Here is a 22,580-nt window from a genome sequence, read left to right on the forward strand (position 1 = left end):
GCTGGTCGGCCCCGGCCAGCATCAGCGGATGACGTACCTGATCCGCGCCGTACAGGCCGACGAGTGGCCGAGGGTCAAGGAGCTGCGGCTCAGCGCGCTGGCCGATCCGGTCGCGCCCCTCGCGTTCATCACGACCCTGGAGCAGGGGGCCGCGCAGCCCGATGCCTTCTGGCAGGAGAGCACGGAGGCGGCTTCCCGCGGGACAGCCGTCCGGCAGTTCATCGCGGAAGACCCGGAGGGAAGCTGGGCGGGCACCGTCGTGGTGCTGGTGGAGCGCCCCGGGAACGATGACTTCTTCGGGCAGCCGATCCTGGCACCGCAGGCCCAGTTGGTGGGCGTCTTCGTCCGCGCCGAACACCGGGGCAGCGGCCTGGCCGAGCAGCTCTTCGAGGCCGGCGTGGCATGGGCCTGGTCCTTGCGGGCCCCCGCGGTCGGCCGGGTCCGCCTCTTCGTCCACGCCGCCAACGAGCGCGCCGCCGCCTTCTACCGGAGGTTCGGCTTCACTGCGACCGGCCTGGCCGTGGGCGAGGACCAGGAGATGCAGATCACCCGGCCGTGAGAACCCGGCGTTCACGGGGCGGCCCTCAACGCCGCAGCAGCGATGGGGTCAAGTGCCGCTGGACGGCGCCGTGTCGGACACACCGTGGCTTTTCGCCACACACGTCGTTGTGCAACTCACCCGCTGCATCCGTACCAGCGTCGGCCGGAGTCGGAAATTCCGGTCTACGCGGGAAGAATTCTTGGCATGGACACTTCCCGAGGTGCTTACCGGCTGGTACGAAAGTCGTGCAGCGATCCTGCCCTTGGAGGTTCCGTGAGACTGACCAGGTCATTAACCGCCCTCGCCGCATTGGCGTTCGCCCTCGTGGCGGCGCTGGTGCTGAGCGGTCCGGCGCGCGCCGCCGGACCCGTCTACGTGGCGCTCGGGGACTCGTACTCGGCCGGGAACGGCGCCGGCAACTACATCAGCTCCAGCGGTGACTGTCACCGCAGCAACAGCGCCTACCCGGCGCTGTGGGCCAGCGCCCACAGCGCGTCCTCGTTCACCTTCGCCGCCTGCTCGGGCGCGGTGACCAGTGATGTGACGGGCAGCCAGCTCGGCGGGCTCAGCTCCTCCACCACCCTGGTCAGCCTCACCATCGGCGGCAATGACGCCGGCTTCGCCGACGTCATGACCACCTGCGTCACCGGTTCCGACAGCACCTGCGTCAACCGGGTCAGCCAGGCGGAGACCTTCGTGCACAACACCCTGCCCGGCCGGCTCGACACCGTCTACAACGCCATCCGCGCCAAGGCCCCCAACGCCCGGGTCGTCGTTCTCGGCTACCCGGACATGTACGACCTGTCGGCCTGGATCTGCGTCGGCCTCAGCTCCACCAAGCACCAGAAGATCGATGAGGCCGCCGACGTCCTCGACACCACCATCGCCTCCGTCGCGGCCGCCCACGGCTTCGTCTTCGGCGACATCCGCCCCACCTTCAAGGGCCACGAACTCTGCTCGGGCGACGACTACCTGCACGCCCTGGTCATCTCCCCGAGTTTCGAGTCCTACCACCCCACCGCCACCGGGCACTCGGCCGGCTACCTGCCGGTGCTGAACGCCAACGACTGACCAGCACCTCCCCGCGAAAAGTCCGAGCCCCTGCTCCCGTCGAGGGAGCAGGGGCTCGGGCGTGAGCGCGTCAGCGGAAGAGCTGGAGCTAGAGCTAGTTCTTCTGGATCTGGTCGAAGCTCAGCTCGACCGGGGTCTCGCGGCCGAAGATCTCGACCAGGCCCTTGACCTTCTTCGAGTCGGGGTTGATCTCGTTGATCGTGGCCTGGAGGGTGGCGAAGGGGCCGTCGGTGACGGTGACCGAGTCGCCGACCTCGAAGTCCAGCACCTGGACCTCGACCTTGCGGGGCTGAGCCGTGCCCTCGGCGATCGCCGCGGCCTCGGCGGCGGCCTCGACCTCGGGGGCGAGCATCTTGACGATCTCGTCCAAGGTCAGCGGGTACGGGTCGTACGCGTTGCCGACGAAGCCGGTGACGCCGGGAGTGTTGCGGACGACGCCCCAGGACTCGTTCGTCAGGTCCATGCGGACCAGGACGTAGCCGGGGAGCTTGTTCTGCCGGATGGTCTTGCGGTCGCCGTTCTTGATCTGAACGACTTCCTCCTGCGGGACCTCGGCCTGGTAGATGTACTCCTCGACGTTCAGCGAGACGGCACGCTGCTCCAGGTTGGACTTCACCCGGTTCTCGTAGCCGGCGTAGGTGTGGATCACGTACCACTCGCCGGGCAGGGTGCGCAGCTCCTCGCGGAACGCGGCCACCGCGTCGACCGGGGTGGGGGCCGCCGCGGGCTTGTCGCCGTCATCGGAGGCGTCCTCGGAAGAGGCGTCCTCGGACTCGGACTCGTCACCCTCGCTCTCGCCGTCGGCCTCGGCGGTCTCGCCGTCCTCCTCGGACTCGACGTGGACGGCGGCCTGCTCGGCGGTTTCGCCCTCGGCCAGGTCGGCGGCAACCGCCTGATCGGCGTCGGCGTCGGCGGCCTCGACGGTGTCGAGGGCGGTTTCGGCGCCCTCGACGGACTCGTCGGCGTCGTACACGTTCGGGTCAGACACGGTGACTGCTTCTTCCTGACTTCAAAGGTGGCACTGCGGGCGGGGCGGCCAGCGGCCTGCGCCCTCCGCGCTGACTTGCGGGACCCAGCCGAAGACGGCCCAGCCGGAACGCGGCTCAGCCGAAAACGGAGGAAATGAGCTTCCCGAAGCCCCAGTCAACCACGCTAACGAACGCGATGACGACCACAACGAAGACAATCACCACAGTGGTGTACGTGGTCAGGTCGTTGCGGCTGGGCCAGACGACCTTGCGAAGCTCCGCGATGATCTGGCGGTAGAAAAGCGCGAGGCGACCCAGCGGGCCCTTCTTGCCGCGCTTGCCACCGCGGCGGGGCTTCCGGTCGGAGTCCTGGTCGTCCTGAGTCGCGTCAGGCTCCGGGACCTCGATGGAGTCCGTGATCTCAGTCACTCGTCCTCACCTGACTCCGGGTCGTGGCCGTGCCGCGCCCGTCGCGCGGTACGGCGAGTGCTTATCTGCCTGCCCACGTCCAGGCTGGACGTGTGGAGCAGGGCCGGAGGGACTTGAACCCCCAACCGCTGGTTTTGGAGACCAGTGCTCTACCAATTGAGCTACGACCCTTCGACAGACACTCCCAACGTACCGCAGGCGACATCGCCGGGAGGGCCATCGACGGTTGAGTGTACGTGCTCGGACGCTCCCCGTCGAACGCCTTGCACCGGAAGCCGTCCGATCGCGTTCATTCGGGGTTCAAACCCAGTTGGAGGCTCGAACTCCGGTAAGAGGCCAAACCCCGGTGCCGCGCGGGGTGGGTGTCTGGGACCATGCAGTCATGACCGCAGCCACTCCCCCTGTACCACCTGCAAGCGAGCGGCGGGTGTCGGCCCGTATCGGCTCGATCTCCGAGTCCGCCACCCTCGCCGTGGACGCCAAGGCCAAGGCCCTCAAGGCCGCCGGCCGCCCGGTGATCGGGTTCGGCGCCGGCGAGCCCGACTTCCCGACGCCCGGCTACATCGTCGACGCCGCCGTCGAGGCCTGCCGCAACCCGAAGTACCACCGCTACACCCCGGCCGGCGGGCTGCCGGAGCTGAAGGCGGCCATCGCCGCCAAGACGCTCCGCGACTCGGGCTACGAGGTCGACGCCTCGCAGGTACTGGTCACCAACGGCGGCAAGCAGGCCATCTACGAGGCCTTCGCCGCCGTGCTCGACCCGGGCGACGAGGTCATCGTGCCCGCCCCGTACTGGACCACCTACCCCGAGTCGATCCGGCTCGCGGGCGGCGTCCCGGTCGAGGTCGTCGCGGACGAGACGACCGGCTACCGGGTCACGCTGGAGCAGCTGGAGGCGGCCCGCACCGAGCGGACGAAGGTGCTGCTCTTCGTCTCGCCGTCCAACCCCACCGGCGCGGTCTACAACCGGGCCGACACCGAGGCGATCGGCCGCTGGGCCGTCGAGCACGGCCTGTGGGTCCTCACCGACGAGATCTACGAGCACCTGGTCTACGGCGACGCCGCCGCCACCTCGCTGCCCGCGGTGGTGCCCGAGCTGCGCGACAAGTGCATCGTCGTCAACGGCGTGGCCAAGACGTACGCCATGACCGGCTGGCGCGTCGGGTGGATCGTCGGCCCCAAGGACATCGTCAAGGCCGCGACCAACCTCCAGTCGCACGCCACCTCGAACGTTAACAACGTGGCACAGGCCGCGGCGCTGGCCGCCGTCACCGGCGACCTGGACGCGGTCGCCGAGATGCGCACCGCCTTCGACCGCCGCCGCCAGACCATCGTGCGGATGCTCAACGAGATCGACGGCGTCGTCTGCCCGACCCCGGAGGGCGCGTTCTACGTGTACCCGTCGGTGAAGGCGCTGCTCGGCAAGGAGATCCGCGGGCAGCGCCCGGCGACCTCCGTGGAGCTGGCCGCCCTCATCCTGGACGAGGCCGAGGTCGCCGTCGTGCCCGGTGAGGCGTTCGGCACCCCCGGCTATCTGCGGCTCAGCTACGCGCTCGGCGACGAGGACCTGGCCGAGGGCGTCTCGCGGCTGCAGAAGCTGCTCGGCGAGGCCACGGACTGACCGCCCAGGACCGGCCACCGCGGACCGGCGCCCGCGCGCACCGGTCCCCGCGGACCGGCCCGCGCGGCGGTACGCACATCCGATTTCGTGTACGGGCAAGCCCCCGTTCGGAGAAATGGTTCCGAGCGGGGGCTCGCGTATAGCAGGATCTTGGGATGGCACGCGAAGTACGTACGGGGCAGGTCCGGGACATCCGGCAGCTTCCCAAGGCACACCTGCACCTGCATTTCACCGGCTCCATGCGCCCGGCGACCCTCATGGAGCTGGCCGACAAGCACGGCGTCCACCTGCCCGAGGCGCTGACCTCGGGCGAGCCCCCGAAGCTGCGGGCCACCGACGAACGCGGCTGGTTCCGCTTCCAGCGGCTCTACGACGCCGCCCGCTCCTGCCTGCGCACCCCCGACGACATCCACCGGCTGGTGCGCGAGGCCGCGCAGGAGGACGCCGCGGACGGCTCGGGCTGGCTGGAGATCCAGGTCGACCCGACCTCGTACGCGCCCCGGCTGGGCGGGCTCATCCCGACCCTGGAGATCATCCTCGACGCGGTCCACACCGCCTCCCGCGACACCGGTGTCGGTATGGCCGTCGTGGTCGCCGCCAACCGGATGAAGCACCCGCTGGACGCCCGTACGCTGGCCAGGCTCGCGGTCCGCTACGCCGACCAGGGGGTCGTCGGCTTCGGGCTGTCCAACGACGAACGCCGTGGCCTGGCCCGCGACTTCGACCGCGCCTTCGCCATCGCCCGGGAGGGCGGGCTGCTGGCCGCCCCGCACGGCGGCGAACTCGCCGGCCCGGCCAGCGTCCGCGACTGCCTGGACGACCTGCACGCGCAGCGCGTCGGGCACGGGGTACGCGCCGCCGAGGACCCGCAGCTGGTCCGGCGGCTCGCCGACACCGGCGTGACCTGCGAGGTCTGCCCCGCCTCCAACGTCGCCCTCGGCGTCTACGACAAGCCCGAGGACGTACCGCTGCGGCTGCTCTACGACGCCGGGGTCCCGATGGCGCTCGGCGCCGACGACCCGCTGCTCTTCGGCTCCCGCCTCGCCGCGCAGTACGAACTCGCGCGGGACGTGCACGCCTTCACCGACCAGGAGCTGGCGGAACTGGCCCGGCAGTCGGTACGCGCCTCCCGGGCGCCGCAGGAGGTGCGCGAGCGGATGCTGAGCGGGATCGACGACTGGGCGAAGTGAGCCGGGCCGCGGCGGCCGTCTTCACAGCTCCACGGCCGCGTGCGTACGGACCGCCGCAATCGCCCGCGCTACAGCTCCACGCCGACCATCACCGGCTCGTTCACCAGCGTCACGCCGAACGCCTCGCGCACCCCGTCGCGTACTTCGCGGGCCAGCGCCAGCAGGTCCTCGGTCGTGGCGCCGCCGCGGTTGGTCAGCGCGAGCGTGTGCTTGCCGGAGATGCGGGCCGGGCCGGTGCCGTAGCCCTTGGTGAAGCCTGCCTTGTCGATCAGCCAGGCCGCGGACGTCTTCGTACGCTCGCCCGAGCCCGAGCCCGGGCCCTCGGACGCCGGATACGCCGGCGGGGCCGTGTCCGGGCCGAGGCGGTCGTGGACCCGGTCCAGGAACGCGGCGAATTCCGCGGCCGTGAGGACGGGGTTGGTGAAGAAGGAGCCGGCCGACCAGGTGTCGTGGTCGGCCGCGTCCAGCACCATGCCCTTGCTCGCCCGCAGCCCGAGCACGGTCGCGCTGGCCTTCTCCAGCGGCACCCGCTCACCGGCCTCCACGCCCAGCGCGCGGGCCGTCTCGGGGTATTTCAGCGGCGCGGACAGGCCGCCGGCGTCCTCCAGGGCGAAGCGGACGCGCAGCACGACATAGCGCGCCGGGTCCTCCTTGAAGCGGCTGCCGCGGTAGGAGAAGGCGCAGGCCTCGGCGGGGAGGGTGACCGTCCGCCCGGTCCTGCGGTCGTAGGCGAGGACGTCGGTGATGGTGCTGGACACTTCCTGGCCGTAGGCGCCGACGTTCTGGATCGGGGTGGCGCCGGCCGAGCCGGGGATGCCGGCCAGGCACTCGACACCGGCCAGCCCCGCCCGCACGGTCGCCGCAACGGCGTCGCTCCAGGGCTCGCCCGCGGCCAGCTCCAGGGCGGTGCCGTCGAGGGTGACGCCCCGGGTGGCGATGCGTACGGCGGTGCCGTCGAAGCCCTCGTCGGCGATGACGAGGTTGCTGCCGCCGCCGATCAGCAGCACGGGCTCGCCGCGCGCGTCGGCCTCGCGGACGGCGGCGACCACCTCGTCGTCGGTGCGTGCCGTGACCAGACGGGCGGCGGGTCCGCCGAGGCGGAAGGTGGTGTACGGGGCGAGAAGGTGCACGCGCTCAGCTTATGCGGCCGTGCGACGCGGCCTCCGGCGGCGGCCGGGCCGGGGCTGTCGCCGGGCCGGGCGGGAGCCGGGCCGGGCGGGAGCGCGCCGCCGGTGCCGGCGTACGGCCGTATCCCCCGGGGCACGGGAAAGGGGCGGGCCGGCGGGGGAGGAAACCCCGTCGGCCCGCCCCGCAGGGGCACCGCTCAGGCGACCGGCTGGAGGGGCAGCGCGTCGTCCACCTCCGGCGTGCCCTCGGGCCGCCCGGGGGCTGCGGACCGCTTCGGCAGGAGCAGTGCCACCGCGAAGCCGACGGCCAGGATCCCGGCGCCCACCCACAGGGCCGGCAGCAGCCCGTCCACGAACTGCGCTCCGGAGGCGTAACCGCCCTGTGCGGCGAAGATCGAACCGAGCACGGCTATGCCGAGCGCTCCGCCGACCTCCCGCAGCGCGTTGTTCGCCCCGGAGGCGATGCCCTGCTCCGCGGGTATGACGCTGGACATGACCAGGCTCGTCGCGGGTGCGATGAAGAGCGCCATGCCGGCCCCGGAGAGGATGAGCGCGGGCAGTTGCGCCAGGTACGACACGTCGGGCGAGAGGATCAGCGCGAACCAGCCGAGGCCTGTCGCCTGGAGCGCGAGCCCGGCGGCGACGACGGGCCGGCCGCCGATGCGGTCGGAGAGGAGGCCGGCGATCGGCGCGACGATCATCGGCATGCCGGTCCAGGGCAGCATGCGCAGCCCCGCCTCGGTCGGGCTGTAGCCCAGCACGGTCTGCAGGAACTGGCTGAGCAGGAAGATCGACCCGAACATCCCGGTGAACATCAGCGCGCTGGAGACGTTGATGGCCGTGAAGCGGCGGCCGCGGAAGAGCCGCATGGGCAGCATCGGGTTGCGGGCGGTCATGCCGTGCCGGACGAACGCCGCGACGAGGACGGCGCCGCCGATCAGCCCGCCGAGGACCCGGGCGCTGGTCCATCCGTGGGCGGTGGCGTTGACCAGGGCGAAGACGATCCCGAAGAGCCCGAGGCTGATCAGTACGGTGCCGCGTCCGTCGATCCGCGCGCCGGGCGCGGTGGACTCGGCCAGCCGGAAGCGGGCGAGCGGGAGCAGCAGCAGGCCGAGCGGGACGTTCAGCCAGAAGATCCACTGCCAGGAGATGTGTTCGGTGAGGCTGCCGCCGATGAGCGGACCCGAGGCCACGGCGAGGCCGTTGACCGCGCCCCAGATGCCGAAGGCGGTGCCGCGGCGTTCCGCGGGGACGGCGGCGCTGAGCAGGGTGAGGGTGAGCGGCATCATGATGGCCGCGCCGACGCCCTGGACGGCCCGGAAGGCGATGAGTTCGTTGATGCCGGGCGCGAGGGCCGCGGCGGCGGAGGCTCCGGTGAAGATCGACAGGCCGGTCATGAAGAGCTTGCGGCGGCCGAAGCGGTCACCGAGGGAGGCACCGAACATCAGGAGTACGGCGAAGGTGAGCGTGTAGGCGTTCACCGTCCATTCGAGGTCGGACAGCGCGCCGCCGAGATCCTTGCGGATGGACGGCAGTGCCGTGGTGACGACGAGGTTGTCCAGGGCCGCCATGAATCCGGCGACGCTGGTGATCACAAGCGCCCAGGCCGCGGTGGCGGGCCTGCGAGCTGCGGTGGGCTGGTCCATTGCCGTGCTCTCCTTACTCCCCTGTCGGGAGGCTTCCGCCGGCGCCCCGGTGGGCGACGGCGCTGATTGAGTTAGTAATCGATGACTAACTTCCGTGGGCGAAAAAAAGCCGGCCATCAGGAACGGCCGGCATTCGCTCACTCGGGCCTGGCACTTTCGTAGAACCCCGCCCAGACGCGGTGGCCTGCGGGGAAACCCAGCGACACCAGGGTGTTGATGAGCATCCCGTAGGCGAGGAAAGTCGTGGTCTCGTCGACGTCGGCGCCCAGTTCCAGCTGGACGGTGTCCCACAGTCCCAGCCAGGACTCCCGCACCGCCTCGCCGAAGGCGTGGTCCCCGACCGCCTCGGCGGCGGCCACCGCGACATACGTCTGCATCTGCATCAGCAGCCGCTCGGGGTCGTCGTGGATCATCTGCTGATACGCGTTCCCCATCGCCGCGAGCTTCTCGTCCGGCGCGAGGTCGGCGGCGGCGTCGACGAAGAGCTGGCGGGTACCCTCCATGCAGTTCCGGGAGGCCGCGAGGAACATCGCCTGCTTGTTCGGGAAGAGCCGGAAGAGGTACGGCTGCGAGACGCCCACCCGGCGGGCGATCGCCTCGGTGGAGGTGCCCTCGTAACCGCCGTGGGCGAACTCGCTCATCGCCGCACGGATGACGCTCTCGCGCCGCTCGTCTGCGCTCATCCTGACCATGGGCAGTAAGTTAGTGGCCAATCACTACCTTGTCAATCGGCAGTGCGAGGACGGCTTGGGGCGGTAAGGACCGCCCACCAGGGTGGGCGGTCCTTACCGGCGTACATTGCCGGGCAGGGGCTCCTGGGTCCGGCGCCTGGCTCCGGCTCGTGCCCCCGGCTCCCCCGCTCCCGGCTCCTCGCTCCAGAACCCGGCTCCCGGCTCCCGTCAGGCGAGCTGGACCACCGCGCGGGACATGCCGAGCACCTTCTGGCCGGCCGAGGTCGCGACCAGGTCGACGCGGACCCGGTTGTCGTCCAGCTTGACGGCGACCTTCGCGGTCACCTCGATGAGCGCGCCCTCGTCGTCGTTCGGCACGACGACCGGCCGGGTGAAGCGCACACCGTATTCGACGACCGCGCCCGGGTCGCCGGCCCAGTCGGTCACCACCCGTGCCGCGGAGGCCATCGTGAACATGCCGTGCGCGATCACATCGGGCAGCCCGACCTCGCGGGCGAACTTCTCGTTCCAGTGGATCGGGTTGAAGTCGCCGGACGCACCCGCGTACTGCACCAGCGCCGCCCTTGTGACGGGGAAGCTCCGCGCGGGCAGCTCGGTGCCGACCTCGACCTCGTCGTATGCCACGGTCGCCGCCATCACGCGTCTCCGTCCTGCGCCGGGTCGGCCGCGCGGGCGACCAGCTTGGTCCACGCGGTCACGACATGCTCGCCCGACTCGTCGTGGACCTCGCCACGGATGTCGATGATGTCGTTGCCCGCCAGGGATTTGACCGCCTCGATGGTGGACGCGACGGTGAGCCGGTCACCGGCGCGCACCGGGCGCGTATAGGCGAACTTCTGGTCGCCGTGCACGACCCGGCTGTAGTCGAGCCCGAGTTCCGGGTCGGCCGCGACCGCACCCGCCGCCTTGTACGTGATCGCGAAGGCGAAGGTCGGCGGCGCGATCACATCGGGGTGACCGAGCGCTTTGGCGGCTTCCGGGTCCGTGAACGCCGGATTCGGGTCGCCGATCGCCTCGGCGAACTCGCGGATCTTCTCCCGGCCCACTTCGTAGGCGGCGGTGGGCGGGTACGTCCGCCCGACGAAGGACTGGTCCAGAGCCATCGGCACCTCGGGTGTGCGGCAAGCGGGCAAGTGGGCAAGTAGGCAGTGCGGCAAGGAGACAAAGGGACAAAGCGGCAAGTGACGTTCGGTGACGGCCGGGGCCGGAACGCGCCGCGAGACCGTCCCCGGTCATACGACGGGGACGGCCTCGCGATTACGGCCTGGTGCTGCTGCTTGCTGCTGTTGTGCGGTGAAGGAGAGTCAGCGCGTCTCGCGGTGCGCGGTGTGCGCGTTGCAACGCGGGCAGTGCTTCTTCATCTCAAGACGGTCCGGGTCGTTACGCCGGTTCTTCTTGGTGATGTAGTTCCGCTCCTTGCACTCCACGCAGGCCAGCGTGATCTTCGGGCGGACGTCGGTGGCGGCCACGTGAGTGCTCCTTGACGAACGGGGGGTATATGAACACAGAAAGAGTAGCCGATCGAGGGACCGATCCCGCAATCGGCTACGCAGAGTAGCGGCGACCGGACTTGAACCGGTGACACAGCGATTATGAGCCGCTTGCTCTACCGACTGAGCTACGCCGCTGCGACGAACCGACCCCCGCCGATGAGGGCGGGGAACCGATCCATCAGAGCCCCAATACGGAATCGAACCGTAGACCTTCTCCTTACCATGGAGACGCTCTACCGACTGAGCTATTGGGGCGAGCGAGGAAGACATTACACGGTCCGCTGCGATACGTGAAATCCGTATCCGGCAGGGCACATCGGGCTCAGCGGACACCGCGCCGGCCGGTAGATCAGTACGACTAATGCACTCCTCCCGGGTGTCCTGCCGCCGCCTACCGGACCTGCGCGCGACCGGCCCCTAGGCTCGACCACGCGTGATCATCCCGTGATTCGCGGGTGACCATGCCCCGTCCGCGCCGAGCCACTCCCCCGTTTCCCGTGTTCCAGCCCCCGCCCCCCGCTCCCGACCCGCCAGCCGCCACCCCCAGCCTCCACTGCCTCCACGCCCGCCCCGCTCCCGTCCCCGGGCGGGAGGCACCCCAGCACCGGAGGAGCGCGATGACCGACAGCCCGCGCGGCACCGCCGCCGAGACCGCCACCCTGCTGCTGTGCGGCGCCCGCCTCACCGACGGGCGGACCGTCGACGTCCGGCTGAGCGGCCCGCGGATCGAGGCCGTCGGCACCGCGGGCAGCCTCGCCGCACCGGGCGCCGCCGGCCGGCCGGGTGCCGGGGCCCGGATCGACCTGCGCGGCTATCTGCTGCTGCCCGCCCCCGCCGAGCCGCACGCCCACCTCGACCTCGCCCTGACCGCGGCCGCCGACGGCCCGCCCCCGGGCGGCATCGCCGACATCCAGCGCCGCGCCACCGAGGCCGCCCTGCTCCAGCTCGGCCACGGCGCCACGGCCGTACGCAGCCACGTACGCGTCGGCGACGTCCACGGGCTGCGCGCCCTCGAAGCGGTGCTCCAGGCCAGGCAGGCGCTGCGCGGGCTGGTCGACGTGCACACCGTCGCCGTACCGCGGCTGCTGACCGGGACCGCGGGCGCAGACGGGCTCGACACGCTGCGGGACGCGCTGAAGATGGGCGCGTCGGCGGTCGGCGGCTGCCCCGACCTCGACCCCGACCCCAGCGGGCACGCCGAGGCCGTCTTCACCCTCGCGGGGGAGTTCGGGGTACCGGTCGACCTGCACACCGCCGCCGGCGACCCGGCCCGCCTCGCCCGGCTCGCCGCGATGGCCGGCGGTCTGCGGCCCGGGGTCACCCTCGGCCCTTGCCACGGCCTCGGCACACTGCCCCCGGACGCGGCAATGTCCGCCGCCGAACGGCTCGCCGCCGCCGGGATCTCCGTCGTCGCCCTTCCGCAGGGCGGCTGCGGCGGCATGGAGACGGTCCGCCGCGGCTCCGCGGGCCTGCACACCCCCGTACGGCTGCTGCGCCGCGCCGGGGTCCGCGTCGCGGCAGGCAGCGGCGCGCTCGCCGACCTCGCCAACCCGGTCGGCCGCGGCGATCCCCTGGAGGCCGCCTTCCTCCTCGCCTCCTACGGCGAGTGCGACCCGCTGCGGTCCTACGACCTGATCAGCGCCAGGGCCCGCGCGGTCCTCGGCCTCCCCGAGGTCCGCGTCGAGGCCGGCTTCCCCGCCGAACTCCTCGCGGTCCGCGGCGACACCGTCGAGGGCGTGCTCGCCCTCGCCTACAGCCGCATCGTCGTCCACCAGGGCCGGGTCGTCTCCCGCACCAGCGCGGTCCGCGAATACTGCGACACCTCCGCCGACCCCGCCCTCGACCTCCCCCGCCAGGCGCACCGCGAGGCGTGAGGCCGCCTCAGGCCGCGCTTTCCGGCCGGGCCGCGGGTGTACGCCCGCGGGCGGTGCGCGGAATAGCTTCGACGGCACACCGCCCGCGCGACCGGCGCGCCCCCGCCCCGGCCGGCCGCCGACGACGTACCGTCGAAGAATGCGCACCGTAATTGCCGGCGGCCACGGCCAGATCGCCCTGCGCCTGGAGCGCCTTCTCTCCGCCCGGGGCGATACCGCGGTCGGACTGATCAGGAATCCGGCCCAGGCCGACGACCTCCGCCAGGCCGGCGGCGAACCGCTCGTGCTGGACCTGGAGTCCGCGACGGTCGACTCCGTCGCGGCGGCGCTGGCCGGCGCGGACGCCGCCGTGTTCGCCGCGGGCGCCGGTGCGGGCAGCGGCGCGGACCGGAAGCAGACCGTCGACCGCGACGCGGCCGTACTCCTCGCTGACGCCGCCGAGCGGGCGGGCGTACGCCGTTTCCTGATCGTGTCGTCCATGGGCGCGGACGCCCAGTCGTCTTACGAGGAGCCGGGGTTCGCGGCGTATCTGCGGGCGAAGGGCGCGGCGGACGACGCGATCCGGGCGCGTACATCACTCGACTGGACGATTCTGCGGCCCGGCGCGCTGACGGACGACCCGGGGACCGGCCAGGTGCGGCTCTCCGCGGACCATACGGGCCGCGGCAGTGTGCCGCGGGACGACGTGGCCGCGGTATTGGTCGCGCTGCTGGACGCGCCGGGAACCGCGGGGCTGACGCTGGAACTCATCTCCGGGGACACCGGGATCGCCGCGGCGGTCCAGCAGATCACCTGAGATCCGCGCCGGTCGGCGTCATTCGCGGCGCATGGCCGCGTCCTGGCGCCGGCGGGGCTACGCCATGGAGCGGACGATGACGCCGCGCGGGACCCGCGTCACACTGACGGCCGGGCGGGCGGCTCGAAGCCGTGCCGCATGATCCCCAGCAGCCGCCGCGCGTGTTCCCCGTCGGCCGCGGTCATGGCGGCGCCGCTGACCAGTGCGAGCAGATCGCCGACCGCGAGGTCGTCCCGTACGGCCCCGGCGGCGCGCGCCCCCGAGAGCAGCACCTCCGCGGTCGACCGCATGGACCCGTGCCAACGCTCGAACAGTTCGGTACGCCGCTCGTCCGGGCCTTCGGTGACCGCGAGCGCCAGCGCGCGCTTGGTCGCGACGTGCACGACGAAGTCGTCCAGCCAGGCGAAGAGCGCGTCACCCGGCGGATGACGGTCGGTCAGCGCGGCGGCACCCCGGCACAGTTCGGCCACCTCGTCGGCGTAGACGGCCACGAGCAGGTCGCCGCGGGTCGGGAAGTGCCGGTAGAGCGTCGCGTTGCCGAGCCCCGCCCGCCGGGCGACCTCGTCGAGCGCGACCTCGGGGCCGTGCTCCCCGAAGAGGTCCTTCGCGGCCGAGAGCAGCAGCTCCGCGTTGCGCGCGGCGTCCGCCCTGCGCGCCCGCCGCGGTACGGGTGCGGATCCGCCGCCATGTGCCATCAATTTCTCCGGGTGTTGTGAAGTGGGGATGTCCCCACTACGGTACCGAGCACAACCGGGGACGTCCCCGTATCGCGCCTCCGAGAGGGTACCGATGGCACTGACCTACGAGGACCGGACGGCGGTCACCGACCTGATCTCGATGCACGGCCACCTGGTCGACAGCGGCCGGCTCGACCGGCTGGACGAACTCTTCACCGCGGATGTCACCTACGACGTCACCGACTTCGGCCGGCAGCCGCTGCAAGGTGTCGCCGCCATACGTGACGCGGCCCTCGCCCTGGGCGACGGCAATCCGCTCGGCCACCACGTCACCAACGTGGTCCTCACCGAACTGCCCGACGGCGGAATCCGCGCCCTGTCCAAAGGCATCGGCGTCACCGCCGCGGGCGGCTGCGGCACCGTCACGTACGAGGACACCCTCGGCCGGACGCCGGCCGGCTGGCGTATCAGCCACCGCAAGGTCGTGGCCCACCGCACTTCGCTGGGCGGCGCCGGCCCGCGTCCGTCCTCAGGCCGGTAGGACGGCCAGCGAGCCGGACAGCACCTGGAGCGAGACGTGGTGCGCTGCGGAGTCGTCCCGCGGCACCTGGACGTCGACATTGGCGGAGGTGGCGGCCGTGGTGACCGCGTAGCCGGCGCCGTCCGTCGGCAGCCGCAGGGTCATCGACGCGGAGGTCGTCTGCACCGCGAGCGCGCCGGGGGCGCCGGAGAAGCCGATGTCGGCGCTGCCCGAGGTCACGCGGACGTGGGCGTTCGCGGGGTGCAGCCCGACCGCGGTGAGCCGGTCGGACGCGGTCGTGACGTCCAGCGGACCGCCGATGCCGGTCAGGTCGGTCTCCCCCGAGGTCTGGCGCAGCCGCAGCCCGGTGTGGGCCGGCAGCCGCAGAGTCAGGTCACCCGCGCACGGCTCGTCGGCGCCCGCGTTGTCGGCGCACAGCACGGTCATCGTGGTCCGGCCCGCGTCGGTGGCGGTCTTCGTGCGCACCCGTATGCCGGTGCCGTCGGCGCCGAGGAAGGTCCCGCTGACCGCGTGCGTGTCGTCGTCGGCGCTGACGCGGATACGGCCCGAGACGCCGTCCAGTACGACGGTGTCGACGTCGTCCGCGTGGACCTGGCCTGCGGTGGCGCCGTATGCGCGGTCCGGCGCCGGCGGGAAGCCGGGGCGCCCGTGGCCGGCGTGGTCGTCGTGGGCGATGACGATCCCGATGACGACGGCGAGCGCGAGCAGCGGGACGCCGATGACGACGGCGCGGCGCGACGGCCGTCCGGCAGGTCGTGCGGTAGCGGGGTCCATGGCGGCCGTCTGCCCCGCGCCCGGCGAGGCGAACCCGCCACATGCCGGGCACACGTTCGGGCGATACTCCCGGCGTGTCGCGCCCCGCGCTGGCAAAGAGGCCGCACCGTGTATGTCAGGCGGGCAGTCTGCCACGACAGGGTAGAACCTCCCGCAGCGTGGTGGGAGGTGTGCCGTGGTCTTCAACGGGTTGTGGCAGACGGTCCAGCGGGCGATTGAATCCCAGGAGATGACGGCCCGACTGATCGCGATTCTGATCACGATGGGCGCGTTCGCCGCGCTCTTCGCATGGCTGTGGCGGACCTGACTCCCCGCCACGCCAGCCGGCCCCGCTCGTGCGGGGAGCACGTTTCAGCGTCCGGCCGAGCATCTCGAAGATGCTGGGCTCAACCCCGCACGCGGGGAGCACCGCACCTGGTCCGAGCCGTTGACGCCCGCCTTGGGAACAGCCCCGCGGGTGCGGGGAGCACGAGGTGCGGACGCAGGTCCGGTAGAGCGACAGGGGAACAGCCCCGCGGGTGCGGGGAGCACGAGCCAGTCCTGCATGCGCTGCGTCAACTGCAGGGAACAGCCCCGCAGATGCGGGGAGCACAGGAGCTGACCAGGCACCCTTCGGCGCGGCGGGGCGGTTTTACTCACTTTACGAGACCGGGTATTTCGGTCACCACGATCGCCCGGCTTCGGTCGCCCTCCTCTCCCCTCCCCCAAGCCCCACCTCAGGGATCGCTGGGCTGGCAAACAGGCAGAAACAGGAGGCCCCCGCATCGGGTCGGGCCGGGCGCGCGTCCGCGCCGATCGGGTACGCGCTGACAAGCACGTACGCCTCCCGCAAGATCCGCGCCTGCCTGCGTCGCCGAGGGGCTTGCTGCACCGTCCCCCGACAAGGCCGATCAGGCCGTAGCCGGAGGAAGCCCGGCTGCCGTGGCGGTCGTCCGCAGACTCATGCAACGCGCTGCATGCACACCAGTTGATCCCGCTCGTCCCATGACTGGGTGACGGTGAAACCGAGTCGTTCGTACAGGGCAATCGCCCCGGTCCGCCATTCCCACACCGAGAGCCGGATGGTGTCCACGCCGTTTTCCGCGGCATGAGCGAGCGCGGCGCCGAGCAAGGCGGACGCGATGCCCTGGCCACGGAAATCAGGGTCGGTCCAGAGCCTCTTGATCTCCGACTGCCCCATGGCCGGGGAAGTCAGCACCAGGCAGCCGACAGCCGCGTCCTCCAGGAGAGCCACCAGCACGACATCGTCGGCGAATGCGGTCCGAGGGTCGGTGATTTCTCCCCGGTAGCGATCCGGCAGTCCCGCCACATCGGCGGCCGGTTCGCCCTTCTCCGCCTCCGTCCGCAGGTGGTAGGCCGCCAGCAAGGCGGCCAGGCCGTCCTCGATCGGAGGGGTCCGGCCCGGCCAGCGGACGATGGCGATCTCGCGACGATCAGACATGAAGCCAGCATCACACGACAGGGACCGGCGTTCCGCGCGAGCCCGAGCACGCCCCTGCGGCGGGGCAGGACGACTGCGAGCGGGGCAGTGGTCCCGCGACCGGACAAGCCGAAGGGCCTCTGGGCAGCTTTTGCGCTGGCCAGAGGCCCTTCTCCATGTGGCGGCACGTGGATTCGAACCACGGTAGGCTAAGCCGACGGATTTACAGTCCGCTCCCATTGGCCGCTCGGGCATACCGCCATGGAATGACGCCGTGGACGGGGTCCGCTGTTCGGCGGGGAGTCCGGTCCGTGGCGACGACGTAAACGATACCCGATGCGCGGGGGTGGTTCGCCACCGGATTGATCAGCGCGCTGGGGTCCGCGCGGTGGCTAGGCTGGTGCGTGACGGGCCGGCGACGGGCCGTGGAACAGATGGACCGATGGAACGCCGGTGGAACGCTAATGGAACACAGTCAAGGAGCCCACTGAAGATGGCCGACTCCAGTTTCGACATCGTCTCGAAGGTCGAGCGGCAGGAGGTCGACAACGCCCTCAACCAGGCCGCGAAGGAGATCTCGCAGCGCTACGACTTCAAGAACGTCGGGGCGTCGATCGCGTGGTCGGGCGAGAAGATCCTGATGGAGGCGAACTCCGAGGAGCGCGTGAAGGCGATCCTCGACGTCTTCGAGACGAAGCTGGTCAAGCGCGGGATCTCGCTCAAGGCGCTGGACGCCGGCGAGCCGCAGCTGTCCGGCAAGGAGTACAAGATCTTCGCGTCGATCGAGGAAGGCATCTCGCAGGACAATGCCAAGAAGGTCGCGAAGATCATCCGTGATGAGGGGCCGAAGGGCGTGAAGGCCCAGGTCCAGGGGGACGAGCTGCGGGTCAGCTCGAAGAGCCGGGACGACCTCCAGGCGGTGCAGGCGCTACTCAAGGGCAAGGACCTGGACTTCGCGCTGCAGTTCGTCAACTACCGCTGAGGCGCCGCGGCCCGGTCGCGCGGGAGGGCGGTCGGGGCGTGCACACGCCCCGACCGCCCTCCGGGCCGGAGAAACGGGGGCGGCGGCTACTTCGCCGCCTGCAGCTCCTTCACCACCGCCAGCGCGTCATCGATGTGCCCGCCGATGTTCAGCATCGAGGAGAACGCGTGCCGGATCACGCCCTCCTGGTCGATGACGAAGGTGATCCGGCCCGGCACCACACCGCCCAGCGAGGCGGCGCCGTACTGCTTGCGTACAGCCTTGCCGGTGTCCGACAGCAGGGTGAAGGGCAGTTCGTGCCGCCCGGCGAATTTCTCGTGCGACTCCACCGAGTCCGAGCTGACGCCGATCACCACGGCTCCGGCGTCCGTGAAGCTCTCGTAGCTGTCCCGGAAGCTGCACGCCTCGGCGGTGCAGCCGCGGGTGTTGTCCTTGGGGTAGAAGTAGAGCACCACGACCTTCTCGCCCAGGAAGCCGCTGAGCGTGACAGGCGCCCCGGACTGGTCGGGAAGTGTGAAGTCCGGTGCCTTGTCGCCGACTTGCAGGGTGGCCATGGCTCTTCTCCTTGACGTCTCGTCAGCATTGCCTATGCGCCCCCATCCTTGCGTACCCGGGGGTGCCGACGGTGCCGGAACAGCCCGCGTTCAGCCGTCGGAGCGCAGCACCGCGGCCAGCAGCGCCGCCAGCTCCGCCCGGCCCTCGGCGCCCAGCGTCGTACTCATCCGGCCCTCCGCGGCCTCGACGACCCCGCGTGCGGTCAGCAGCGCCGCCCGACCGGGTCCGGTGATCCGCAGGGCATAGCGGCGGCGGTCCTGAGGGTCGCGGTCGCGCGCGACCAGGTCGGCCCGCTCCAGGTCGTCCACCACCTGGAGCACCGCCTGCTCGCTGATGGCCAGCTGCCGCGCGAGCTGCTGCTGCGAGCACGACCCGTCGGCCAGGACGGTCAGCGCGGCGAAGTGCCTGGCTTGCAGGCCGCTGTGGGCAAGCGCCGCCTCGATACGGTGGCGTACGAAGTGGTGCGCCTGGCTGATCAGCGCGCCGGTGCGGTGGGGGGCGGCGGGGCCGGGCGCGGGGCGGGACAGCAGCGCGGCCAGCAGGGCGTCGAGGCGGTGGCGCTCCGCGGCGGTCAGGCCCGCGGTGAGCTTGTCGTCGGCGTCGGACATGGCCGGGGCCATCGCCCTGACGGTGGCCCTGCCCCGCTCGGTGAGCGCCAGTACGTACGAGCGGCGGTCGTCGGGATTGCGCGCCCTGCTGACCTGTCCCGCGGCCTCGAAGCGGTCGATCAGCTTGACCATGGTGGTGCGGTTGATGCCGAGCCGGTCGCCGAGGTCCTGCTGCGAATACGCGGCGCCGGGCTCGCCTATCGCGTCGAGCACCTGGAAGTCGCGGGCACTGCCGGCGCCGTCGGGGGTCGCGCCGAAGTCCGGCGCAAGGCGGGTGGCGAGGACATGGGCGCGGCGCAGCAGATACGCGGCATAGCCGGCGAGGCCGGGGGGCAATTCCGCGCCCGCGGCCTTCGTGCTGAGCGCGTCACCGTCCACAACCGTGCACCTCCGCCGCCGAGACTAGCAGGGCACAGCCGTCTGACCAGGGGTCGGACCGATCCGACCGGCGTCGCGGGGCCGGTGTGACCCCGGGGGCGGGCGGATCGGTCCGCACCGCCCCGGGGAGCCGCCGGACGCGGCTGGGCCGGCCCCGGGGCCGCCGGACGCGGACCGCCGGTTCCCCGGGACCCCGAAGACGCCGAGGCGGCTCAGCGGGTCGCGAAGGGCTGGTCGCTGGGCACGATCTCCCGGCCGAGCGGCATCAGCGACAGTGGGATGAGCTTGAAGTTCGGGATCGCCAGCGGAATGCCGATGATCGTGATCGCCAGCGCGATGCCGGTGACGATGTGCCCGAGGGCCAGCCACCAGCCGGCCAGGACCACCCACAGCACATTGCCGACCAGCGAGCCCGTGCCGGCGTCCCGGCGCTCCACCGTCGTGTAGCCGAACGGCCAGAGCGCGTACACGCCGATACGGAACGCCGCTATGCCGAAGGGGATGCCGATGATGGTGATGCACAGGATGACTCCGGCCAGGAAATAGCCGAGGCACATCCACAAGCCGCACAGCACCAGCCAGATGATGTTCAGAATCGTCTTCATGAGGGACGGCCTGCCATCTGTTCGAGGCGGGAGATGCGCTCAGCCATCGGGGGATGGGTCGAGAACAGCTTGGACGCGTCGCCCGGGCGGAAAGGGTTTGCGATCATCATATGACTGGCGGTCTCCAGGCGCGGCTCGGGCGGCAGCGGAAGCTGCTTGGTGCCCGCGTCGAGCTTGCGCAGGGCGGAGGCCAGCGCCAGGGGGTCGCCGGTGAGGCGGGCGCCGGAGGCGTCGGCCTCGTACTCCCGGGAGCGGGAGACGGCGAGCTGGATCAGGGACGCGGCGAGCGGGCCGAGGATCATCATCAGCAGCATGCCGAGGATGCCGGGTCCTTCGTCGTCGTCCGAGCGGCCGATCGGGATCAGCCAGGCGAAATTGACCAGGAACATCACCACGGAGGCGAGGGCGCCCGCCACCGAGGAGATGAGGATGTCGCGGTTGTAGACGTGGCTCAGCTCGTGGCCGATGACTCCGCGCAGCTCGCGCTCGTCGAGGATGTTCATGATGCCCTCGGTGCAGCACACCGCGGCATTGCGCGGGTTCCGGCCGGTCGCGAAGGCGTTGGGGGCCTCGGTCGGCGAGATGTACAGCCGCGGCATGGGCTGCCGGGCGGCCGTCGACAGCTCGCGCACGATCCGGTAGAGCGCGGGTGCTTCGAACTCGCTGACCGGACGGGCGCGCATCGCGCGTAGCGCCAGCTTGTCGCTGTTCCAGTACGCGTAGGCATTCGTGCCCAGGGCGATGACGAGCGCCACGATGAGCCCGGTCCGGCCGAAGAAGCTGCCGATGACCAGGATGAGTGCGGACAGAACACCGAGGAGTACGGCGGTCTTCAACCCGTTGTGCCGGCGGTGCACGTGCGCCCTCCAGAGTGTGCGGTGCGTCCGGGGATCGCTCCCCCTAAGGAAAACCTCCTGCCCTGCTCAACGCCACCGGGGCGGCCCCAGTTCCCTCGCGCGCCTCCGTGCGCACGGACAGCTACCGGACCGGGACGCGGAGCATGCGGCTCTGAGCGTCGCGCGCCGGGCGTACCGCCGGGGTCGCCGGGGTCAGAGCAGCGTGCCCTGGGCGTACCGCAGGACCAGCTGAGGGGCCCCGGACAGGGCGACGCCGGCCAGCGAGGTCAGTGCGACGGCCAGCGTGAGCCCGGCCGGGGTCCGCGCCTCGGCAAGGGCGACGGCGGGCGCGTCGGGGGTACGTACGCCGGTACGCTCCCCGGCCGTACGCGCGTCCGCCGCGGTGAAGAGCAGCGCCGTCCAGCGCAGGTAGTAGACGAGGGCGATGACGACGTTCACGGCCATGATCACCGCGAGCCAGCCGTGCTGGGCGCCGACCGCGGAGGAGAAGACGGCGACCTTGGCGAACAGGCCGATCACACCGGGCGGCAGTCCCGCCAGGCACAGCAGGAAGAAGGCCAGCGCAAGGGCGGCGGCGGGGCGGGACGCGTAAAGGCCGCGGTAATCGGTGAGGCGGCTGTGCGGCGCGGTGCGCTCCACCAGGGCGACGACCGCGAAGGCGCCGAGATTGACCACGCCGTACATCAGCGCGTAGGCGACGGTGGTGCCGATCTCGTGGGCCGGGCTGTCGGCGGACGCTGCCGCGGCGAGCGGGACCAGCAGATAGCCCGCCTGCCCGATCGAGGACCAGGCCAGCAGCCTTACCGCGCCACGCGGCACACCGGGACGCTGTCGCAGGGCGCCGACATTGCCCACGGTCATGGTGAGCGCGGCCAGTACCCCGATCGCCGGACCCCACACGCTGGTGTACGGGCGGAAGGCGACGACCGTGACCAGGATCAGCCCGGAGAAGCCCGCCGCCTTGCCGACCACCGACAGATACGCGGCGACCGGCAGTGGCGCGCCCGCATAGGTGTCGGGCACCCAGAAGTGGAAGGGGGCCACGGCGAGCTTGAACGCGAAGCCGACCAGGGTGAGGGCGACGCCCGCCCTGGCCAGAGTGTGCAGCTGGTCGGGGGTATGGGCGAGGCCGTCGGCGACCGCGGCCAGGTGCAGGGTGCCGGTGGCCGCGTAGACGAAGCTGATGCCGAGCAGCGAGACGGCGGTGGCGGTGACCGAGGTCAGGAAGAACTTGAGGGCGGCCTCGCTGGAGAGCCGGTCGTCGCGGCGCAGGCCGACCAGGGCGAAGGCGGGCAGCGTCGTCACTTCGAGGGCGACGATCAGCGTGGCCAGGTCGCGGGAGGCGGGCAGCAGGGCGGCGCCGGCTGCCGAGGACAGCAGCAGGAACCAGTATTCGCCCGCGGGCATCCGCTCCAGGGTGCCGATCGACAGCAGCGCGGTCAGCAGCGCGCCGCCCAGCACCAGGGCCTGGACGACCAGGGTGAAGTGGTCGGCCGCGTAGGAGCAGCCGCCCGTGCCGGCCCCGGGCTGGCAGAAGGTGCTGCGGTGGCCGTCCCGCAGCGGGATCAGGGTGAGCGCGGCGGCGAGGAGCCCGGCGGCGGTGACCCAGCCCAGCAGCGGTTTGCGGTCCTGCGGCAGGAAGAGGTCGGCGACCAGGACGGCCACGGCGAGCGCGGCCGGGATGACCACCGGGGTGAGCGCCGTCCAGTCGACGGACTGCACGAGGGACGGCATC

General features: G+C 71.6%; 25 protein-coding genes and 4 tRNA genes. 9 read left to right on the forward strand and 20 right to left on the reverse strand.

The features are described 5' to 3' along the window. Positions 1–28 precede the first annotated feature (28 nt). Together OHA86_RS14615 and OHA86_RS14620 are read left to right on the forward strand one after the other, a co-directional pair. Complete coding sequence (locus OHA86_RS14615; protein WP_329175635.1) at positions 29–559, forward strand: GNAT family N-acetyltransferase; 531 nt, start codon at positions 29–31, stop codon at positions 557–559. A 255-nt stretch (positions 560–814) separates the two neighbouring features. Then, positions 815–1,612: an SGNH/GDSL hydrolase family protein gene (locus OHA86_RS14620; protein ID WP_443071729.1), complete on the forward strand. Its 798-nt coding sequence runs from the start codon at positions 815–817 to the stop codon at positions 1,610–1,612. A gap of 94 nt (positions 1,613–1,706) precedes the next feature. Here OHA86_RS14620 and nusG read toward each other — a convergent pair whose 3' ends face one another. From nusG to OHA86_RS14635, 3 genes are all read right to left on the reverse strand, one after another. Next, the gene (nusG, locus tag OHA86_RS14625) at positions 1,707–2,600 is read right to left on the reverse strand and encodes a transcription termination/antitermination protein NusG (protein ID WP_329175638.1); all 894 of its coding nucleotides are present in this window, start codon (positions 2,598–2,600) and stop codon (positions 1,707–1,709) included. Between the two features lie 115 nt (positions 2,601–2,715). Next, the gene (gene secE, locus OHA86_RS14630) at positions 2,716–3,000 is read right to left on the reverse strand and encodes a preprotein translocase subunit SecE (protein ID WP_329182410.1); all 285 of its coding nucleotides are present in this window, start codon (positions 2,998–3,000) and stop codon (positions 2,716–2,718) included. Between the two features lie 107 nt (positions 3,001–3,107). Beyond that, a tRNA-Trp gene (locus OHA86_RS14635) sits at positions 3,108–3,180 on the reverse strand. A 211-nt stretch (positions 3,181–3,391) separates the two neighbouring features. On the opposite strand from OHA86_RS14635, the gene OHA86_RS14640 reads away from it, so the two are divergent. Together OHA86_RS14640 and OHA86_RS14645 are read left to right on the forward strand one after the other, a co-directional pair. Next, the gene (locus OHA86_RS14640) at positions 3,392–4,630 is read left to right on the forward strand and encodes a pyridoxal phosphate-dependent aminotransferase (protein ID WP_329175639.1); all 1,239 of its coding nucleotides are present in this window, start codon (positions 3,392–3,394) and stop codon (positions 4,628–4,630) included. A gap of 155 nt (positions 4,631–4,785) precedes the next feature. Then, positions 4,786–5,820: an adenosine deaminase gene (locus tag OHA86_RS14645; RefSeq protein WP_329175641.1), complete on the forward strand. Its 1,035-nt coding sequence runs from the start codon at positions 4,786–4,788 to the stop codon at positions 5,818–5,820. A 68-nt stretch (positions 5,821–5,888) separates the two neighbouring features. Here the strand turns inward: OHA86_RS14645 and OHA86_RS14650 are convergent, their stop codons facing one another. The 8 genes from OHA86_RS14650 to OHA86_RS14685 form a co-directional block, all read right to left on the reverse strand. Further along, entirely contained in the window at positions 5,889–6,950 is a 1,062-nt protein-coding gene (locus tag OHA86_RS14650) for a UDP-N-acetylmuramate dehydrogenase (protein ID WP_329175643.1), read from the reverse strand. Positions 6,951–7,144: 194 nt separating this feature from the next. Continuing rightward, positions 7,145–8,593 carry a DHA2 family efflux MFS transporter permease subunit gene (locus tag OHA86_RS14655; RefSeq protein WP_329175645.1) on the reverse strand — a complete coding sequence of 483 codons (1,449 nt, stop codon included), beginning with the start codon at positions 8,591–8,593 and terminating at the stop codon, positions 7,145–7,147. A gap of 137 nt (positions 8,594–8,730) precedes the next feature. Further along, a complete protein-coding gene (locus tag OHA86_RS14660; RefSeq protein WP_329175648.1) occupies positions 8,731–9,276 on the reverse strand; it encodes a TetR/AcrR family transcriptional regulator in 546 nt (181 codons plus the stop codon). A 216-nt stretch (positions 9,277–9,492) separates the two neighbouring features. After that, positions 9,493–9,921, reverse strand: coding sequence for a MaoC family dehydratase (locus OHA86_RS14665; RefSeq protein ID WP_329175650.1), 429 nt, complete (start codon positions 9,919–9,921; stop codon positions 9,493–9,495). After that, positions 9,921–10,388, reverse strand: coding sequence for a MaoC family dehydratase N-terminal domain-containing protein (locus tag OHA86_RS14670; RefSeq protein ID WP_329175651.1), 468 nt, complete (start codon positions 10,386–10,388; stop codon positions 9,921–9,923). The genes OHA86_RS14665 and OHA86_RS14670 overlap by 1 nt, the downstream gene beginning before the upstream one ends. Positions 10,389–10,589: 201 nt before the next feature. Beyond that, positions 10,590–10,754: a 50S ribosomal protein L33 gene (gene rpmG / locus OHA86_RS14675; RefSeq protein ID WP_004571794.1), complete on the reverse strand. Its 165-nt coding sequence runs from the start codon at positions 10,752–10,754 to the stop codon at positions 10,590–10,592. An 86-nt stretch (positions 10,755–10,840) separates the two neighbouring features. Next, positions 10,841–10,913: transfer RNA gene (locus OHA86_RS14680), tRNA-Met, on the reverse strand. Positions 10,914–10,960: 47 nt separating this feature from the next. Then, a tRNA-Thr gene (locus tag OHA86_RS14685) sits at positions 10,961–11,033 on the reverse strand. Positions 11,034–11,395: 362 nt separating this feature from the next. Between OHA86_RS14685 and OHA86_RS14690 the strand changes: the two genes are divergently transcribed. Then, positions 11,396–12,652, forward strand: a complete 1,257-nt coding sequence (locus OHA86_RS14690; RefSeq protein WP_329175653.1) for an amidohydrolase family protein — start codon at positions 11,396–11,398, stop codon at positions 12,650–12,652. Between the two features lie 139 nt (positions 12,653–12,791). Continuing rightward, positions 12,792–13,448: an NAD(P)H-binding protein gene (locus tag OHA86_RS14695; protein WP_329175655.1), complete on the forward strand. Its 657-nt coding sequence runs from the start codon at positions 12,792–12,794 to the stop codon at positions 13,446–13,448. 98 nt (positions 13,449–13,546) lie between these two features. On the opposite strand, the gene OHA86_RS14700 is transcribed toward OHA86_RS14695, so the two are convergent. Continuing rightward, positions 13,547–14,143, reverse strand: a complete 597-nt coding sequence (locus tag OHA86_RS14700; protein ID WP_329175657.1) for a TetR/AcrR family transcriptional regulator — start codon at positions 14,141–14,143, stop codon at positions 13,547–13,549. A 94-nt stretch (positions 14,144–14,237) separates the two neighbouring features. On the opposite strand from OHA86_RS14700, the gene OHA86_RS14705 reads away from it, so the two are divergent. After that, entirely contained in the window at positions 14,238–14,666 is a 429-nt protein-coding gene (locus OHA86_RS14705) for a nuclear transport factor 2 family protein (protein ID WP_329175658.1), read from the forward strand. On the opposite strand, the gene OHA86_RS14710 is transcribed toward OHA86_RS14705, so the two are convergent. Further along, on the reverse strand, positions 14,655–15,440 hold the full coding sequence (locus tag OHA86_RS14710) for a DUF4097 family beta strand repeat-containing protein (protein WP_329175659.1): 786 nt from the start codon (positions 15,438–15,440) through the stop codon (positions 14,655–14,657). The genes OHA86_RS14705 and OHA86_RS14710 overlap by 12 nt on opposite strands. A gap of 175 nt (positions 15,441–15,615) precedes the next feature. Between OHA86_RS14710 and OHA86_RS14715 the strand changes: the two genes are divergently transcribed. Beyond that, the gene (locus OHA86_RS14715; RefSeq protein WP_329175661.1) at positions 15,616–15,747 is read left to right on the forward strand and encodes a hypothetical protein; all 132 of its coding nucleotides are present in this window, start codon (positions 15,616–15,618) and stop codon (positions 15,745–15,747) included. 633 nt (positions 15,748–16,380) lie between these two features. Here the strand turns inward: OHA86_RS14715 and OHA86_RS14720 are convergent. Both OHA86_RS14720 and OHA86_RS14725 read right to left on the reverse strand, forming a co-directional pair. Next, positions 16,381–16,881, reverse strand: coding sequence for a GNAT family N-acetyltransferase (locus OHA86_RS14720; RefSeq protein ID WP_329175662.1), 501 nt, complete (start codon positions 16,879–16,881; stop codon positions 16,381–16,383). Between the two features lie 158 nt (positions 16,882–17,039). Next, positions 17,040–17,121: transfer RNA gene (locus tag OHA86_RS14725), tRNA-Tyr, on the reverse strand. A gap of 232 nt (positions 17,122–17,353) precedes the next feature. Between OHA86_RS14725 and OHA86_RS14730 the strand changes: the two genes are divergently transcribed. Continuing rightward, entirely contained in the window at positions 17,354–17,842 is a 489-nt protein-coding gene (locus OHA86_RS14730; RefSeq protein WP_327289260.1) for a YajQ family cyclic di-GMP-binding protein, read from the forward strand. Positions 17,843–17,928: 86 nt separating this feature from the next. On the opposite strand, the gene OHA86_RS14735 is transcribed toward OHA86_RS14730, so the two are convergent. From OHA86_RS14735 to OHA86_RS14755, 5 genes are all read right to left on the reverse strand, one after another. Then, positions 17,929–18,396, reverse strand: coding sequence for a peroxiredoxin (locus tag OHA86_RS14735; protein WP_329175663.1), 468 nt, complete (start codon positions 18,394–18,396; stop codon positions 17,929–17,931). A gap of 90 nt (positions 18,397–18,486) precedes the next feature. After that, the gene (locus tag OHA86_RS14740) at positions 18,487–19,383 is read right to left on the reverse strand and encodes a MarR family transcriptional regulator (protein ID WP_329175664.1); all 897 of its coding nucleotides are present in this window, start codon (positions 19,381–19,383) and stop codon (positions 18,487–18,489) included. 212 nt (positions 19,384–19,595) lie between these two features. Next, complete coding sequence (locus OHA86_RS14745; RefSeq protein WP_329175665.1) at positions 19,596–19,988, reverse strand: YccF domain-containing protein; 393 nt, start codon at positions 19,986–19,988, stop codon at positions 19,596–19,598. Further along, positions 19,985–20,845 (reverse strand): zinc metalloprotease HtpX, encoded by an 861-nt coding sequence (htpX, locus tag OHA86_RS14750; protein WP_329175666.1) that lies wholly within the window; start codon positions 20,843–20,845, stop codon positions 19,985–19,987. Before htpX ends, OHA86_RS14745 begins: the two co-directional genes overlap by 4 nt. 192 nt (positions 20,846–21,037) lie before the next feature. Continuing rightward, positions 21,038–22,579, reverse strand: a complete 1,542-nt coding sequence (locus tag OHA86_RS14755) for an NADH-quinone oxidoreductase subunit N (RefSeq protein WP_329175667.1) — start codon at positions 22,577–22,579, stop codon at positions 21,038–21,040. Between the last annotated feature and the right edge of the window lies 1 nt (position 22,580).

The organism is Streptomyces sp. NBC_01477 (assembly GCF_036227245.1).
In the GTDB taxonomy this organism is placed as follows: domain Bacteria; phylum Actinomycetota; class Actinomycetes; order Streptomycetales; family Streptomycetaceae; genus Actinacidiphila.

Coding starts and splice junctions, on each gene's coding strand:
- OHA86_RS14615 (WP_329175635.1), top strand. CDS start 29: ATGACGTACCTGATCCGCGCCGTACAGGCCGACGAGTGGCCGAGGGTC.
- OHA86_RS14640 (WP_329175639.1), top strand. CDS start 3,392: ATGACCGCAGCCACTCCCCCTGTACCACCTGCAAGCGAGCGGCGGGTG.
- OHA86_RS14645 (WP_329175641.1), top strand. CDS start 4,786: ATGGCACGCGAAGTACGTACGGGGCAGGTCCGGGACATCCGGCAGCTT.
- OHA86_RS14655 (WP_329175645.1), bottom strand. CDS start 8,593: ATGGACCAGCCCACCGCAGCTCGCAGGCCCGCCACCGCGGCCTGGGCG.
- OHA86_RS14660 (WP_329175648.1), bottom strand. CDS start 9,276: ATGAGCGCAGACGAGCGGCGCGAGAGCGTCATCCGTGCGGCGATGAGC.
- OHA86_RS14665 (WP_329175650.1), bottom strand. CDS start 9,921: ATGGCGGCGACCGTGGCATACGACGAGGTCGAGGTCGGCACCGAGCTG.
- OHA86_RS14670 (WP_329175651.1), bottom strand. CDS start 10,388: ATGGCTCTGGACCAGTCCTTCGTCGGGCGGACGTACCCGCCCACCGCC.
- OHA86_RS14690 (WP_329175653.1), top strand. CDS start 11,396: ATGACCGACAGCCCGCGCGGCACCGCCGCCGAGACCGCCACCCTGCTG.
- OHA86_RS14695 (WP_329175655.1), top strand. CDS start 12,792: ATGCGCACCGTAATTGCCGGCGGCCACGGCCAGATCGCCCTGCGCCTG.
- OHA86_RS14700 (WP_329175657.1), bottom strand. CDS start 14,143: ATGGCACATGGCGGCGGATCCGCACCCGTACCGCGGCGGGCGCGCAGG.
- OHA86_RS14705 (WP_329175658.1), top strand. CDS start 14,238: ATGGCACTGACCTACGAGGACCGGACGGCGGTCACCGACCTGATCTCG.
- OHA86_RS14710 (WP_329175659.1), bottom strand. CDS start 15,440: ATGGACCCCGCTACCGCACGACCTGCCGGACGGCCGTCGCGCCGCGCC.
- OHA86_RS14720 (WP_329175662.1), bottom strand. CDS start 16,881: ATGTCTGATCGTCGCGAGATCGCCATCGTCCGCTGGCCGGGCCGGACC.
- OHA86_RS14730 (WP_327289260.1), top strand. CDS start 17,354: ATGGCCGACTCCAGTTTCGACATCGTCTCGAAGGTCGAGCGGCAGGAG.
- OHA86_RS14735 (WP_329175663.1), bottom strand. CDS start 18,396: ATGGCCACCCTGCAAGTCGGCGACAAGGCACCGGACTTCACACTTCCC.
- OHA86_RS14745 (WP_329175665.1), bottom strand. CDS start 19,988: ATGAAGACGATTCTGAACATCATCTGGCTGGTGCTGTGCGGCTTGTGG.
- OHA86_RS14755 (WP_329175667.1), bottom strand. CDS start 22,579: ATGCCGTCCCTCGTGCAGTCCGTCGACTGGACGGCGCTCACCCCGGTG.